Source organism: Modestobacter sp. Leaf380 (genome assembly GCF_001424485.1).
GTDB lineage: Bacteria > Actinomycetota > Actinomycetes > Mycobacteriales > Geodermatophilaceae > Klenkia.
This window is the reverse complement of the sequence record NZ_LMQC01000012.1, coordinates 169,772-183,621: the sequence shown is the minus strand read 5'-3', so window position 1 is coordinate 183,621 and position 13,850 is coordinate 169,772. Positions and strand designations below refer to the sequence as shown.

Genomic DNA, 13,850 nt, shown 5'->3' with positions numbered 1-13,850 from the left:
GCACCCGATCGCCCCACCCCCGACAGGAGCGCCCACCGTGGTGACCACCCGCACCGACGAGCTCGAACGCATCGCCCACCAGTACCACCTCAACGACGAGGTGCCGGACAAGTTCATCGAGGACGCCGCCCAGCTGCACTGCTGCGACTGGCTCGCGAGCCTGATCGACCCCGGCGACGCCGTCATCGAGCTGGGCTACGGCGAGGGTGTCACGCTCGGGCGGTTGGCGCCGCTGTCGCGGGAGTACGTGGTGGTGGAGGGGGCGCCGAGCCTGGCCGCGCTGGTGCGCGCCGAGCACCCCTCGGTCAGCGTGGTGGAGGCCCTCTTCGAAGACCACGTCCCGGATCGGCCGTGCGACAAGCTGATGGCTCTGCACGTGTTGGAGCACGTGGACGAGCCCGTTCCGCTCCTGCGACACCTGAGCACCTGGTTGTCGACGGACGGCGAGATCGTCGTCGTGGTCCCGAACAAGCGGTCGTTGCACCGGCGGCTGGCCGTGATCATGGGGTTGCAGCCAGAGCTGGACACGTTGAGTCCTCGGGACCACCTCGTGGGCCACCAGCGCGTCTACGACCTCGAGGGCCTCGAGGCGGACCTGCGGGCGGGTGGTTTCGAGGTGGTCGAACGGACCGGTCTGCAGTTCAAGCCCCTGCCCAACGGCATGATGCTGGACTTCTCGCCCGAGTTGGTCGCCGCGATGAACGTGCTGGGTGACGAGCTCCCGGCCGACACCGCCGCCAACATCGCCGTCCGGGCGCGTCGGGCCCGGTGACGGGCCGCCCGTCCGACGACCGGCTCCTGGGCGGAGGGCTGCTGTTCTGCCAGCAGGCCTTCCACGACCTGAACGGGGTCCCAGGTCCCTCCCGCCGCCGCTACGAGCACCGGGTCGAGGGCCGGCTGGTCGGGGTGCTGGACGGGGTCGTGGAGGGCGACGTCCTCGTCTCCGGTCACCGTGCCCCGTTCGGGGGTCTCGACGTCGTCCGCGAGGACCTGGGCGTCCCGGAGGCCGTCGGGCTGGTCCGCGCCGTGGTGCTCGCCGCCCGTGCCGACGGGCTCCGGCAGCTCCGCATCCGCGCCCGGCCGCCGGTGTACTCGGGGGTCGAACCGCTGCTGGAGTACGTGCTCCTGCACCTGGGCTTCCGGATCGAGCACTGCGACCTGAACCACCACCTGGACGTCTCTGGTGGCCGCGACCCCCTGACGCTGCTCAAGGACCGCAAGCGGCGCTACGTCCGTGCTGCGTCGGCCCGCCCGCACGAACTCCTGGACGTGGTGACCGGGGAGCCCTTGACCAGGCTGCACGAGGTCCTGGCCGCCAACAGGTCGGCGCACGGCCGCCCGCCTCCACTCCCGCGCGACTACCTGGAGGCGATCCGCCAGGCGTTCCCCGACCGGGTCCGCATGCGCCTGCTGCTGGTGGAGGGGGAGCCGGCCGCCGCAGCCGTCGTCTACCGCGTCCTGGACGGGATCGACCAGGTCGTCCACTGGGCCGACGTCGACGGAGTGCCCACCGCCGCGCCGGTGATGGAGCTGTTGGCCCACCTGGTCACGGTGGAGGCGATGGCCACCGGGGCGCGCCTGGTCGACCTCGGCCCGTCGAGTGAGAAGGACGGATCACCCAACTCCGGGCTCGCAGCCTTCAAGCGGTCCGTCGGTGCAGTGCCCGGGACGCGCAAGGTCTTCGTCCGGGACCTGGTGGACGAGCCGGACGACGACGGTGCGCGGTGAACCGGCCCGGGGAACGCGTGGTCGTCGGGGGGACGGTGGCCGCCCTGGTGGCAGCGGACGGGCTGGCTGCGCGCGGAGAGCCCGTGCGTCTGCTGCTCCCGCGCACGGGCGTCGGTGGTGGCTTCATGCCGCGCCAGCGCGGCGGCCGGTCGCTGGAGCTGGGCCTGCGGGCGCTGGAGCTCGACTACGAGGGGACGACGGCGCCCCCACTGGCGAGCTACCGGGTCCGCGACGGGGGACACCGGCCCTTCGTCTCGATGATCGATGCCTGGGTACGCGACCTGGTGCCCCCGGACGCCCTGGTCGAGCTCCCGCCGGCGCGGATGTTCCTGGCCGGCAGGTCCGTTCCGGAGGCCTTCATCAGCTCGGACCTGACGGGCGCACACCGTTGGGTGCCGGGCGCGGTGGCGCACCGGGTGGCTGCGGAGGCCGCGGCACGCGTCGCCGACGGGGGGGCAGCGGGGTGGTTGGCCCCTTCCGCGTCGGCGCAGCTGGCCGGCGCGGACCTGGAGACGGCATCGATCCACCAGCACGGGCCCACGTTCCACCGCCTCCTGATGGAGCCCTTCCTGGCCAAGCTCCGTCCCGCCGGTGGACGGGACGTCGCCGCCGAGCTGCGTCGCAAGCTGTGGGTGCCGCTCTTCTGGCCGGTCACCGTCGCAGAGGCCTTCGGCGGCGAACGACCTGCCTTCCGTCCCCACCGGCCGGCTGTCGTGGTGCGCGAGGGTGGGGGGATCGGCCCGGTGGTGGTCGCCCTGCTCGCGCGGTTGCGACGGCGCGGCGTCCACGTGCACCAGCACGACGGGGTCCGTGCGCTGGCGCCTTCGGGCTCGGCCGTCGCGATCACCCTGGCGGACGGGACCGACCTGCTCGCCACGCGCCCGGTCCTGGCGTTGTCGGCGGGCGAGCTGTTCGGCGCGCTGGACATCGACTACCGGCCGGCCCGCGTCCGGTCGGTGATCGCGTGGGTGGCGGCCCGTGAGGACGACGTCCGGGAGACGCCCGGGTTCGTGCACGTCGTGGACGCCGACGTGCCGGCCTACCGGGTCACGCCGGCCCCGGCTGACGACTCCGGTACCCGCGTCTTCTGCGTGGAGTTGGCCCACGACGTGGCCGAGGGCGCTGCCGCGGAGGTGGCGGCCGCGGTGGTGACGCGACTGGGGCTCGTCCGGGAGGGAACACAGCTGGTGGACGTCGCGGTCTTCGCCGGACCGACGTTCGCCGATCCCACCGCAGACACCCTGCGTGCCCACAGGGCGGCCGCCGAGCAGCTCGCTGGGCTCGAGCTGCCGGCGGCCGTGCTGGGCGGAGCGCTCGCCTTCGGGTCCGACACCTTCAACGAGCAGGTGGTCCAGGGGCTGCACGTGGCGGCCACCTGGTGAGGACCGGTGGGCCGAGCGGCGACCGGGTCAGGGGTGCGTCATCGACAGCACGTCCAGAGCCGCGTCGAGCTGGGCCTCGGTGAGCTTCCCGGCCTCGACGTAGCCGCGCTCGACCACGACCTGGCGGATCGTCTTCTGCTCCTTGAGCGAGGTCTTGGCCACGATGGCGGCCTCCTCGTAGCCGATGTACTTGTTCAGCGGCGTGACGATGGAGGGGCTGGACTCGGCGAGCTCCCGGCAGCGCTCGACGTTGGCGGTGATGCCGTCGATGCAGCGGTCGGCCAGCAGGTGCGAGACGTTGGCCAGCAGCCGGATGGACTCCAGCACGTTGCGGGCCATCATCGGCAGCGTCACGTTGAGCTCGAAGGAGCCGGTGCTCCCGCCGAAGGTGACGGCCGCGTCGTTGCCGATGACCTGGGCGGCGACCTGGATGGCCGCCTCGGGCAGCACCGGGTTCACCTTGCCCGGCATGATCGAGGAACCCGGCTGCAGGTCGGGCAGGGCGATCTCGCCCAGGCCGGTGCGCGGGCCCGAGCCCATCCAGCGCAGGTCGTTGCAGATCTTGACCAGGCCGACGGCGATCGTCTTGAGCTGCCCGGAGGCCTCGACCAGCCCGTCGCGGGAGCTCTGCGCCTCGAAGTGGTCACGGGCCTCGGTGAGCGGCAGGTCCATCTCGGTGGCCAGCGTGGAGATGATCTGCGCGGCGAACCCGGGCGGGGTGTTGATGCCGGTGCCGACGGCGGTGCCACCCAGCGGGAGCTCACCGATGCGGGGGAGCGAGGCCTGCAGGCGCTCGACCCCGTAGCGGATGGCGGCGGCGTACCCGCCGAACTCCTGCCCCAGGGTCACCGGGGTGGCGTCCATCAGGTGCGTGCGGCCGCTCTTGACGACGTCGGCGAACTCGGTGGCCTTGCGCTCCAGCGAGGCGGCCAGGTGCTCCAGTGCGGGCACCAGGACGACGACGACGGCCCGCGTCGTGGCGATGTGGATCGCGGAGGGGAACACGTCGTTGGAGGACTGCGAGGCGTTCACGTGGTCGTTGGGGTGGACCGACAGCCCGGAGGCCTCGCCGGCCAGCGTCGCGATGACCTCGTTGGTGTTCATGTTGCTCGAGGTCCCCGAGCCGGTCTGGAACACGTCGATCGGGAAGTGCTCGTCCCAGTCGCCGCGGGCGACCTGCTGGGCGGCGTCGTGGATCGCGCCGGCCACGTCCTCGGGCAGGACCCCCAGGGAGGCGTTGACCCGGGCGGCCGCGCCCTTGATCGCGGCGAGGGCACCGATGAGCTCGCGCTCGATCGGGGTGCCGCTGATCGGGAAGTTCTCCACCGCCCGCTGGGTCTGGGCGCGCCACTTGGCGTGTGCCGGCACGCGGACCTCGCCCATGGAGTCGTGCTCGATGCGGAAGTCCTGCTCGGTGGCCACGCTGCGCTCCCGGTGTGTCTGGCTGGATCCCGCCCGGGCGTCGTCCCCGCGGTCGGGAGGTGTCTCCCGAGACCCTAGACACCGGGTCGGACGCGCCGCCGGGAGACCGCCGCGGGCACCTGCCCCGCGGCCGCCGACCGCCCGGTCTGGTGGACCGGCCCGGTGGTCCCTACGCTGCGGACGACCACGTGCCGGATCGAGGAGTCCCGTCCGATGACGCAGCCGCCCCAGCCCCCGTCCGACGGTCAGCAGCCGTGGGGTCAGCAGCCCCGGTACGGACAGCAGCCTCCCTACGGTCAGCCCTCGTACGGCCAGCCCCAGTACGGCCAGCAGCCGCCCTACGGGCAGCCGCAGTACGGCCAGGACCAGTTCGGCCAGCAGCAGCCGCAGTACGGCCAGCCGGGGTACGGGCAGCCGGGGTACGGGCAGGACCAGTACGGCCAGCAGTTCGGGCATCAGCCGCCGAAGGGCAACAAGAACACGGTGATCGCGTTGTCGATCGCCGGTGTGGTGGTGGTCGCTGCGGTGGTGACGGCGTTGGTGGTGCTGCTGGGTGGTGAGGACGAGTCCACGACGACGGCGGGGTGTGGTGGTGGTCGCTGCGGTGGTGACGGCGTTGGTGGTGCTGCTGGGTGGTGAGGACGAGTCCACGACGACGGCGGACCCGACGACGTCCTCGGCGTCGACCACGTCCGCGGGCACGTCGAGCTCCAGCTCCAGCTCCAGCTCCTCGTCGTCGTCGAGCTCCAGCTCGTCGTCCTCGAGCAGCTCGGCGGGCACGTCGGAGGCCCCGCCGCCCGGCGGACTGCCCGCGCCGACGATCCCGCCGACCGGCCTGGGCACGGACCCGGACCTGGACGCGCTGGCCCAGTCCTGCTTCGACGGCAGCATGGACGACTGCGACGAGCTCTTCGGCGAGTCGGTCTTCGAGGACTCCCTGCAGGCCTACAACGACTACGGCGACTCCTGCGCGGGACGCCAGGAGGTCGGCACCGGGCTGCTGTGCACGGACGCGTTCCCGAGCTGAGGTCCGCAGGTCACTGATCGGTCACGGTCGGTCGCCGTACGTCGCTGGGCGTCGGCTGTGTCTCTAGCATGCGTGGGCCCGTCCGGAACCGAGGAGTACCCATGTCCCAGCCCCCCCACCCGCCCTCCGACGGTCAGCAGCCGTGGGGATCGTCCGGACAGGGGGACTTCTACGGGCAGCCCGGTCAGTACGGCCAGCAGCCCCAGTACGGCCAGCAGCCCCAGTACGGGCAACCCCAGTACGGCCAGCCCCAGTACGGCCAGCAGCCGCCCTACGGGCAGCCGCAGTACGGCCAGGACCAGTTCGGCCAGCAGCAGCCGCAGTACGGCCAGCCGGCGTACGGCCAGCCCCAGTACGGCCAGCAGCCGCCCTACGGGCAGCCGCAGTACGGCCAGGACCAGTTCGGCCAGCAGCAGCCGCAGTACGGCCAGCCGGGGTACGGGCAGCCGGGGTACGGGCAGGACCAGTACGGCCAGCAGTTCGGGCAGCAGCCGCCCAAGGGCAACAGGAACACGGTGATCGCGTTGTCGATCGCCGGTGTGGTGGTGGTCGCTGCGGTGGTGACGGCGTTGGTGGTGCTGCTGGGTGGTGAGGACGAGTCCACGACGACGGCGGACCCGACGACGTCCTCGGCGCGGTGTGGTGGTGGTCGCTGCGGTGGTGACGGCGTTGGTGGTGCTGCTGGGTGGTGAGGACGAGTCCACGACGACGGCGGACCCGACGACGTCCTCGGCGCCGACCACCTCGGCCGGCCCGTCCTCCAGCTCGTCGTCCTCGTCCTCGTCCTCGTCGTCGTCGTCGTCGAGCTCTGACGGCGGGTCCGGGACCAGCGGGGACAGCCCCTTCTTCAGCAGCGTCGGCGAGCCGACGTCCCCCGAGGGCCTCGGCGAGGACCCGGAGCTCGACAGCTACGCGCAGGCCTGCTTCGACGGTGACTGGGACGGGTGCACCGACCTCTACATCTACTCCGAGATCGACTCGCCCTACGAGGACTACGCCAACACGTGCGCGGGCCGGGTGCCCGCCGACGAGGGCTCGGCCCTGCTGTGCAGCAGCCTCGGCGAGTGACCTCCCGGGTGGGCTGACCCACCTCCCCGCGGTACGACGACGGCCCGGACCCCACGAGGGGGGCCGGGCCGTCGTCGTGCGGTCGGTCAGTCGCCGAAGGGCACCGCGGAGTACTGGTTGAGCTTCTCCAGGGAGTGCAGGCTCTCGATGGAGCGGATGGTGCCCGAGCGGGAGCGCATGACCAGCGACTGCGTCGTGCAGCCCCCGGAGCGGTACTGCACGCCGCGCAGCAGCTCGCCGTCGGTGATGCCGGTGGCCACGAAGAACACGTCCCCGCGGACCAGGTCGTCGATGTCCAGGACCCGGTCCAGGTCGTGTCCGGCGTCGATGGCCTTCTGCTTCTCGTCGTCGTCCTTGGGCATGAGGCGGCCCTGCAGCGCCCCGCCCATGCACTTGAGGGCGCAGGCGGTGATGATCCCCTCGGGGGTGCCGCCGATGCCCAGCAGCAGGTCGACCCCGGTGCCCTCGCGGGCCGCGGCGATGGCGCCGGCGACGTCGCCGTCGGTGATGAACTTGATCCGGGCGCCGGCGTCCCGGACCTCCTGGGCGAGCTGCTCGTGGCGGGGTCGGTCCAGGATCACGACGGTGACGTCGGCCGGCCAGGCCTTCTTCGCCTTGGCGACCCGGCGGATGTTCTCCTTCACCGGCAGCCGGATGTCGACCACGTCGGCCGCGATCGGCCCGGTCGCGATCTTGTCCATGTAGAACACCGCGGACGGGTCGTACATCGCCCCCCGGTCGGCCACGGCCAGCACCGAGACGGCGTTGGGCATGCCCTTGGCCATCAGCGTGGTGCCGTCCACGGGGTCGACGGCGACGTCGCACTCGGCCCCCGTGCCGTCGCCGACCTCCTCGCCGTTGAACAGCATGGGCGCCTCGTCCTTCTCGCCCTCGCCGATCACCACGGTCCCGCGCATGCTCACCGTCTGGATCAGGGCCCGCATGGCGTCGACCGCGGCGCCGTCACCACCGTTCTTGTCACCGCGGCCGACCCAGCGACCGGCGGCCATGGCGCCGGCCTCGGTGACCCGGACCAGCTCCATCGCCAGGTTGCGGTCCGGCCGGGGCCGCCCGTTGGACGGGGGCTGGCTGCCGTAGGCCGAGGGGTGGGCGGGGGGCGGACCGTCGGGGACGGGCAGGGACAACGAGACCTCCTCGGACGACCGCCGGGACGGCGGTGCGCCGGACCGGTCGACCGGCGCGGGAGCGCTCCGGACGCGGGACGGCGGGACTGTTGGAGCTGTGCTGCGATCCTAGGGCCATGGCCGACACCGCACCCCAGGGTCAGCAGACCCCCGACCCGGCCCCGGCCGCGCCCGCCGCGTCCTCCGCGGAGGTCCGCGCGGCGAAGTTCAACGCGGCCAACATGGTCCGCTCGCTGCTGCCGCTGACGGTGCTGGTCCTGCTGGTGGTCGGGCTGACGAGCCTGCGGCAGAACCCCGAGGACCCGATCCGCACGGTGGAGACCACGTCCTCCACCCAGCTCGCGGCGGCCCGGGCGTCCTACCCGCTGCTGGTGCCCCAGGGCCTGCCCGAGGACTGGCGCGCGACCAGCATCGAGACCGACGCGGGGGACGCCGTCGACGAGGGCGACCCGGTCACCCTGCAGATCGGCTGGTTCACCCCGGGCGAGGAGTACGCCGGCTACGTGGTCAGCGACGACGAGGGCTCCGACGCGCTGACCGACGTGCTGGCCGGGGCCACGGAGCAGGACGCGGTCGACATCGACGGTCGCACCTGGGAGCGGCTGACCACGACCCGCGAGGAGACGGCCTACCGGCTCGACGCGGGGGACGGCGTCACGGCCGTGGTGACCGGGTCGGCCGACGACGGGGAGCTGGAGACCCTGGCCGCCGCCGTGTCGGTCTACGAGGCGGACTGACTCAGGGCGCCGACGGGTCGGGGGCGGCGGCGGCCAGCCGTTCGCGGGCCTCGTCCAGCCAGTGCTGGCACACCCCGGCGAGCTCCTCCCCGCGCTCCCACAGCGCGAGCGACTCCTCCAGGGTGAGCCCGCCGCCCTCGAGCCGGCGGACGACGTCGGCCAGCTCCTCGCGGGCCTGCTCGTAGCCCTGGGTGGGAGCGGTGGCTGCCGTGGGTGCTCCGTCGGGGGTGCTCACGGGGTCCCATCCTGCCGGTCCACGCGCACCGGCAGGCGCCCACCGGCCACCCGGACCACCAGCGCCTCGCCGTCGGCGACCTCGGCGGGATCCCGGACCAGGGCGCCGTCGGCCCGCTGGACCAGCGCGTAGCCGCGGTCCAGGGTTGCCGCGGGGGAGAGGGCGGCCACCCGGGCGCGGGCGTGCTCCAGGTCCCGGCCGGCGACGTCGACCCGGTGGGTGACGGTGCGGGTGGCCCGCTGCCGCAGGGCGGCGACGTCCTCGGCGCGACCGGCCAGCAGGCGTTGCGGGTCGGCGAGGACGGGGCGGCTGCGGATCGACTCCAGCCAGCGCTCCTGCTGCTCCAGCCGGCCGGTGACCAGGGACCGGGCGCGGGCCCGCAGCCCGTCGACCAGCCGGCGCTGCTCCCCGATCTCGGGCACCACCCGGTGCGCGGCGTCGGTCGGGGTGGCGGCCCGCACGTCGGCCACGTGGTCGACCAGCGTCGTGTCGGTCTCGTGGCCGACGGCGGTCACGACCGGGGTGCGGCAGGCGGCGATGGCCCGGACCAGGCCCTCGTCGGAGAAGGGCAGCAGGTCCTCCACCGAGCCGCCGCCCCGGGCGATGACGATGACCTCGACGGCGGGGTCCCGGTCCAGCCGCTGCAGTCCCTCGATGACGCCGGCCGCGGCGGAGGGTCCCTGGACGACGCAGTGCTCGACGGCGAACCGCACGGCGGGCCACCGCCGGGCGGCGGTGACCAGCACGTCACGCTCGGCGGCGCTGTCCCGGCCGGTCACCAGCCCGACGACGGCGGGGGCGAAGGGCAGTGGCCGCTTGCGGTGGGACGCGAAGAGGCCCTCCGCGGCGAGCAGGGCACGGATGCGTTCGATCCGGGCCAGCAGCTCACCCAGCCCGACCGCGCGGATCTCGGTGGCCCGCAGGGAGAAGGAGCCACGGGCGACGTAGTAGTCCGGCCGGGCCCGCACGAGCACCCGCGCGCCCTCGGTCAGGGCCAGGCCCGGCCGGTCGGCGACGTCCCGGTGGCAGGTGACGGGCACCGACAGGTCGGCAGCGGTGTCGCGCAGGGTCAGGAAGACCGTCGCACCGCCCCGCCGGGACAGCTGGGCGACCTGGCCCTCGACCCACACCTCGCCGAGCCGGCCGATCCAGTCGGCGACCTTGCGGGCCACGGTGCGCACCGGCCACGGCTGGTCCGGCGACGACGGGGCGGTCACGGGTGCTCCAGTACCGGGTCAGCCGCGCTCGCGGTCCAGCTTCTCCTTGCGGTTGCGCAGCAGGGTGACGAACGGCGCCCGGTCGCGGGTGGCCTGCTCGTAGGCCAGCAGCTCCTCGACCGTCACCGGCTGGTAGCCGCGGAGCCGGCCGCGCAGCTGGGCGATCGTGAACCCGTCGTAGCCCTCGATCGGCTCGGTGGGCTGGTCGTCGTCGGCGGCGTGGCCGGCGTTGATCGCCATCTCGGAGGCGGCGATGACCGCGTCGTCCTCGGCGGCGTCGTCGCTCATGTTGACCGCGAGCTCGTCGACGGTGGCGGTGACCTCGTCGGCCTCCGGGTCGTCGGGGAGGCTGGCGACCTCGTCGTCGGTGAGGTCGGCGTCGCCCAGGTCGGCGGACAGGCCCTCGGCCAGCAGCTCCTCCTCGGCGAGGGTCTCCTCGGTCAGGTCGTCGTCCCCGACGGCGGCCGCCGCGTCGACGACCTGCAGCGGGGTCTGGGGCTCCGGCTCGTCCTCGGGCTCGTCCTCGGGCTCGTCCTCGGGCTCGTCCTCGGGCTCGTCGTCGTAGCCGTCGGGGGCGTCGACGACGCGGTCGAAGGCCGACTCGCGGGAGCCCAGGCCGCCCACGGTGGGGGTGGCCCGCGGGGTGGCCGGCTCGGCGGGGAGGTCCTCGTCGAAGGTGGCCAGGCCGGGCTCGCCGTCCCCGCGGAGACCGGTGAGCACCTCGTCGCCGCGGGCGACCAGCCCGGAGTACTCCTGCTGGAGCTTCAGCGAGGTCTGCATGGCCAGTCCCAGCGCGCGCACGGGCAGCGCCGGGAGGGTGCGGGGGAGCTTGCGCGCCTCGTCCAGCAGGGTCGCGGCCAGTCCGGCGGCGGCGCGGACGGGTTCGGGGATCTCACGGGCCATGCCTCCAGCCTGCCCCAACGGCAGGGGGCACGCTCCCCGGGAAGTGTGGGACCGGTCTCGGCGCCCGGTGCAGGTGGCGGGGCCGACCTACAGTGGGGGCATGGTTGCCGACCGCGGACGCGTGCTCCTCGCCGACCCCCGGGGCTACTGCGCCGGGGTGGACCGGGCGGTGATCGCGGTGGAGAAGGCCCTCGAGATCCACGGCGCACCGGTCTACGTGCGCAAGCAGATCGTCCACAACAAGCACGTCGTGGCCACCCTGGAGCGTCGCGGGGCGGTCTTCGTGGAGGAGACCGACGAGGTGCCCGAGGGTGCCGTCGTCGTCTTCAGCGCCCACGGGGTGTCCCCGGCGGTGCACGAGCAGGCGGCCGCTCGCTCGCTGCGCACCATCGACGCGACCTGCCCGCTGGTCACCAAGGTGCACAAGGAGGCCCAGCGGTTCGCCAAGGACGACTTCGACATCCTGCTGATCGGCCACCGTGGGCACGAGGAGGTCGAGGGCACGATGGGGGAGGCGCCCGAGCGCACCCAGCTCGTCGACGGCGCCGACGACATCGCCAACGTCCAGGTCCGTGACCCCGAGAAGGTGGTCTGGCTGTCCCAGACCACGCTCTCGGTCGACGAGACGCTGGAGACGGTGGAGGCGCTCAAGGGCCGGTTCCCCGGCCTGCAGGCCCCGCCCAGCGACGACATCTGCTACGCCACCCAGAACCGCCAGCAGGCCGTGAAGCAGATGGCCGGCCAGTGCGACCTGGTGCTGGTCGTGGGCAGCACGAACTCCTCGAACTCCGTCCGGCTGGTGGAGGTCGCCCTGGAGGCCGGCGCCCGGGCCTCCTACCTGGTCGACTACGCCTCCGAGGTCGACGAGGCCTGGTTGGACGGGGTGTCCACCGTGGGTGTGACCAGCGGGGCCTCGGTGCCCGAGATCCTGGTGAGCGAGCTGCTGGACTGGCTCAGCGAGCGCGGCTACCCCGACGTGGAGACGGTGAAGGCCGCCGAGGAGCGTCTGGTCTTCGCGCTGCCCCACGAGCTCAAGCAGCGCCGGCAGACCCTGGCCGTGGACACCTCCGCCGCCGAGTAGTCCCCGGACGCACCAGCGGCCCGTCCCCGGCAGGGGGCGGGCCGCTGGCGTCTGCGAGCCGGGTGGGTCAGCGGCGGGCGATGAGCCGCACGACGGTGACCACGAGCGCTGCGGCGACGGCGATGGCCATCGCCGGGAAGCCGCGGATCAGCAGGGTGGCCAGGGTCGGCAGGCTCAACGTCGCCGACGGCGCCAGCATGATGTTGACCAGCGCCACGCCGACGAAGACCAGCGGCGGTGCGACCACGATCGTGCCGAGGTCCCGGCGGCGGACCAGCAGGGCGGCCACCACGGAGCCGGCGATGAGCGTGATCAAGGTGAGCGTCCCGAGCCCGACGCCGAAGAACGAGTCGGCGGCGGCGCCGAGGACGGTGAGCAGGAAGACGCCCAGCACCCCCAGGGAGCCGCGTACCCCGCGGGCGGGGGCGGCGGGCCGTGCCGGCGCCCGGCGGTCCCGGGAGGCCGGCGGGGGGCCCTGACGCGGGCGGGGCGCCGAGGGGTCGGGCCGCCCCTCGCGGGCGGTGCGGCGGGCCTGCCGTTCGCGCTCGGCGCGTTCGGCGGCTCGACCGCGCGGCGCCCCCGCCCGCGGACGGGGGTCGACACCACCCAGGTCGTCGGGTCGGCCGTGTTCGACGCGCACAGCACCCTCCCGCCTGGACTCGACAGCACTGACCGGTGCGATGGTGCACCTCCCTCGCTCCGACGGGGTGCGCCCGTCGGTCGCGTCACGGTAACGGGCGGAGCTGTCACCGAGCTGGAGGTGACCAGGAGTGGCGGGTCACCACCTGAGGGTCAGCCGTGCCCCCCGCCCCGTGCGCCGTGTCGCGACAGCGGGGTCGGGGCGACCTCCGTCTCGTCCTCCCCGCGCTCGTCGTCCCGCACCGTGCGCAGGGTGCGGACCGGCAGCTCCAGGGCGGTGGGTGCGGGCACGGGTGTCTCGGCGACCCCCAGGTCGTCGAACCGGCGGGCGGCGACGAGCACCGACCGCTCGTAACTGCCGACGGTGTCGTTGTAGCGGCCCACCGCGGACCCGAGGGCGGAGCCGAGCCTGGTCAGGTGCGCGGACAGCGTGCCCAGTCGGGCGTGGACCGTCCGGCCGACCTCCAGCACGGCGGTGGCGTCGCGGGCCAGCCGCTCCTGCCGCCAGGAGTAGGCCACGGTGCGCAGCAGGGCCAGCAGCGTGCTCGGCGTGGCGATGACGACGTCACGGGCGAACCCGTGCTCCAGCAGCTGGGGCTCGGCCTCCAGCGCGGAGATCAGGAACCCGTCCGAGGGGACGAAGAGCACGGTGAAGGGTGCGGAGGGCTCGAAGGCACTGGGGTAGCGGCGCGCGGCGAGCTGGTCGACGTGGGCGCGCAGCTGGCGGGCGTGCTCGGCCACCCGCTGGAGTCGCACCGCCTCGTCGGTGGCCTGCACGGCCTCGATCCACCCGGCGAAGGGCACCTTGGCGTCGACCACCACCTGCTTGCCGTCGGCCAGGGTGACCACGAGGTCGGGCCGCACGCCGGTGCCGGCGTCGTTGACCGAGGCGGGCTGCTCGACGAAGTCGCAGTGCTCCAGCAGGCCGGACACCTCCACCAGCCGGCGCAGCTGCACCTCGCCCCAGCGGCCGCGGACGTGCGGGGTGCGCAGCGCCGTCACCAGCGCCGCCGTCTCCTGCCGGAGCTGCGCCGACGTCTGCCCCACGGTGCCGACCTGCTCACGCAGCTCCCCGTGGGCGGTGGCCCGGTCGCGCTCGATGCCGGCCAGCAGCCGGTGCAGGTGGTCCAGCGACTCGTGCACCGGCTCCAGCCCGTCACTGCGCGGGGTGCGCCGGCCCAGCAGCCCGACCACGCCCAGGGTCACCGCGGTGGCCAGCAGGGCGCCGAGCAGCAGGCCGATCAGCAGGGAGGTGGCGTCCATGCC

Annotated in this window: 16 protein-coding genes; 9 read left to right on the top strand and 7 right to left on the bottom strand. The window is 73.7% G+C overall.

Features of this window, described 5'->3' with window-relative positions:
* The first annotated feature begins 40 nt into the window (after window positions 1–40).
* The 3 genes from ASG41_RS08885 (at window position 41) to ASG41_RS08875 (ending at window position 3,110) form a co-directional block, all read left to right on the top strand.
* Window positions 41–772: a bifunctional 2-polyprenyl-6-hydroxyphenol methylase/3-demethylubiquinol 3-O-methyltransferase UbiG gene (locus ASG41_RS08885; RefSeq protein ID WP_162245546.1), complete on the top strand. Its 732-nt coding sequence runs from the start codon at window positions 41–43 to the stop codon at window positions 770–772.
* Complete coding sequence (locus tag ASG41_RS08880) at window positions 769–1,728, top strand: GNAT family N-acetyltransferase (protein WP_056292818.1); 960 nt, start codon at window positions 769–771, stop codon at window positions 1,726–1,728. Before ASG41_RS08885 ends, ASG41_RS08880 begins: the two co-directional genes overlap by 4 nt.
* A gap of 83 nt (window positions 1,729–1,811) precedes the next feature.
* A complete protein-coding gene (locus ASG41_RS08875; protein ID WP_157519219.1) occupies window positions 1,812–3,110 on the top strand; it encodes a hypothetical protein in 1,299 nt (432 codons plus the stop codon).
* A gap of 27 nt (window positions 3,111–3,137) precedes the next feature.
* Here ASG41_RS08875 and ASG41_RS08870 read toward each other — a convergent pair whose 3' ends face one another.
* Window positions 3,138–4,532, bottom strand: a complete 1,395-nt coding sequence (locus tag ASG41_RS08870; protein WP_082556729.1) for an aspartate ammonia-lyase — start codon at window positions 4,530–4,532, stop codon at window positions 3,138–3,140.
* A gap of 213 nt (window positions 4,533–4,745) precedes the next feature.
* On the opposite strand from ASG41_RS08870, the gene ASG41_RS24240 reads away from it, so the two are divergent.
* From ASG41_RS24240 to ASG41_RS08850, 4 genes are all read left to right on the top strand, one after another.
* On the top strand, window positions 4,746–5,171 hold the full coding sequence (locus tag ASG41_RS24240; RefSeq protein ID WP_200938802.1) for a hypothetical protein: 426 nt from the start codon (window positions 4,746–4,748) through the stop codon (window positions 5,169–5,171).
* Complete coding sequence (locus tag ASG41_RS08860; protein WP_157519217.1) at window positions 5,125–5,559, top strand: hypothetical protein; 435 nt, start codon at window positions 5,125–5,127, stop codon at window positions 5,557–5,559. The genes ASG41_RS24240 and ASG41_RS08860 overlap by 47 nt, the downstream gene beginning before the upstream one ends.
* A 101-nt stretch (window positions 5,560–5,660) precedes the next feature.
* Window positions 5,661–6,251 carry a hypothetical protein gene (locus ASG41_RS24235; RefSeq protein WP_056292810.1) on the top strand — a complete coding sequence of 197 codons (591 nt, stop codon included), beginning with the start codon at window positions 5,661–5,663 and terminating at the stop codon, window positions 6,249–6,251.
* Window positions 6,220–6,627: a hypothetical protein gene (locus ASG41_RS08850; RefSeq protein ID WP_162245544.1), complete on the top strand. Its 408-nt coding sequence runs from the start codon at window positions 6,220–6,222 to the stop codon at window positions 6,625–6,627. The genes ASG41_RS24235 and ASG41_RS08850 overlap by 32 nt, the downstream gene beginning before the upstream one ends.
* 86 nt (window positions 6,628–6,713) lie before the next feature.
* On the opposite strand, the gene glpX is transcribed toward ASG41_RS08850, so the two are convergent.
* Entirely contained in the window at window positions 6,714–7,772 is a 1,059-nt protein-coding gene (glpX, locus tag ASG41_RS08845; protein WP_255352974.1) for a class II fructose-bisphosphatase, read from the bottom strand.
* Between the two features lie 116 nt (window positions 7,773–7,888).
* Between glpX and ASG41_RS08840 the strand changes: the two genes are divergently transcribed.
* Window positions 7,889–8,509, top strand: a complete 621-nt coding sequence (locus ASG41_RS08840) for a DUF4245 domain-containing protein (RefSeq protein WP_056292803.1) — start codon at window positions 7,889–7,891, stop codon at window positions 8,507–8,509.
* Between the two features lies 1 nt (window position 8,510).
* Here the strand turns inward: ASG41_RS08840 and ASG41_RS08835 are convergent, their stop codons facing one another.
* Genes ASG41_RS08835 through ASG41_RS08825 form a run of 3 tightly spaced genes read right to left on the bottom strand, consistent with a single transcriptional unit; the run spans window position 8,511 to window position 10,864 of the window.
* A complete protein-coding gene (locus tag ASG41_RS08835; protein WP_056292801.1) occupies window positions 8,511–8,744 on the bottom strand; it encodes an exodeoxyribonuclease VII small subunit in 234 nt (77 codons plus the stop codon).
* Complete coding sequence (gene xseA, locus ASG41_RS08830) at window positions 8,741–9,961, bottom strand: exodeoxyribonuclease VII large subunit (RefSeq protein ID WP_056292799.1); 1,221 nt, start codon at window positions 9,959–9,961, stop codon at window positions 8,741–8,743. Before xseA ends, ASG41_RS08835 begins: the two co-directional genes overlap by 4 nt.
* An 18-nt stretch (window positions 9,962–9,979) precedes the next feature.
* Complete coding sequence (locus tag ASG41_RS08825) at window positions 9,980–10,864, bottom strand: lipid droplet-associated protein (protein ID WP_056292797.1); 885 nt, start codon at window positions 10,862–10,864, stop codon at window positions 9,980–9,982.
* 100 nt (window positions 10,865–10,964) lie between these two features.
* On the opposite strand from ASG41_RS08825, the gene ASG41_RS08820 reads away from it, so the two are divergent.
* Complete coding sequence (locus tag ASG41_RS08820; protein ID WP_056292796.1) at window positions 10,965–11,945, top strand: 4-hydroxy-3-methylbut-2-enyl diphosphate reductase; 981 nt, start codon at window positions 10,965–10,967, stop codon at window positions 11,943–11,945.
* A gap of 67 nt (window positions 11,946–12,012) precedes the next feature.
* Here ASG41_RS08820 and ASG41_RS23555 read toward each other — a convergent pair whose 3' ends face one another.
* Both ASG41_RS23555 and ASG41_RS08810 read right to left on the bottom strand, forming a co-directional pair.
* Entirely contained in the window at window positions 12,013–12,585 is a 573-nt protein-coding gene (locus tag ASG41_RS23555) for a DUF6542 domain-containing protein (RefSeq protein ID WP_056292794.1), read from the bottom strand.
* A 152-nt stretch (window positions 12,586–12,737) separates the two neighbouring features.
* A complete protein-coding gene (locus ASG41_RS08810; protein ID WP_082556726.1) occupies window positions 12,738–13,847 on the bottom strand; it encodes a DNA recombination protein RmuC in 1,110 nt (369 codons plus the stop codon).
* Window positions 13,848–13,850: the final 3 nt, after the last annotated feature.

What these genes read in the sequence shown, in the direction of transcription:
- ASG41_RS24240 (WP_200938802.1), top strand. Translation starts at nt 4,746, where the DNA reads ATGACGCAGCCGCCCCAGCCCCCGTCCGACGGTCAGCAGCCGTGGGGT.
- ASG41_RS24235 (WP_056292810.1), top strand. Translation starts at nt 5,661, where the DNA reads ATGTCCCAGCCCCCCCACCCGCCCTCCGACGGTCAGCAGCCGTGGGGA.
- ASG41_RS08840 (WP_056292803.1), top strand. Translation starts at nt 7,889, where the DNA reads ATGGCCGACACCGCACCCCAGGGTCAGCAGACCCCCGACCCGGCCCCG.
- ASG41_RS08825 (WP_056292797.1), bottom strand. Translation starts at nt 10,864, where the DNA reads ATGGCCCGTGAGATCCCCGAACCCGTCCGCGCCGCCGCCGGACTGGCC.
- ASG41_RS08820 (WP_056292796.1), top strand. Translation starts at nt 10,965, where the DNA reads ATGGTTGCCGACCGCGGACGCGTGCTCCTCGCCGACCCCCGGGGCTAC.
- ASG41_RS08810 (WP_082556726.1), bottom strand. Translation starts at nt 13,847, where the DNA reads ATGGACGCCACCTCCCTGCTGATCGGCCTGCTGCTCGGCGCCCTGCTG.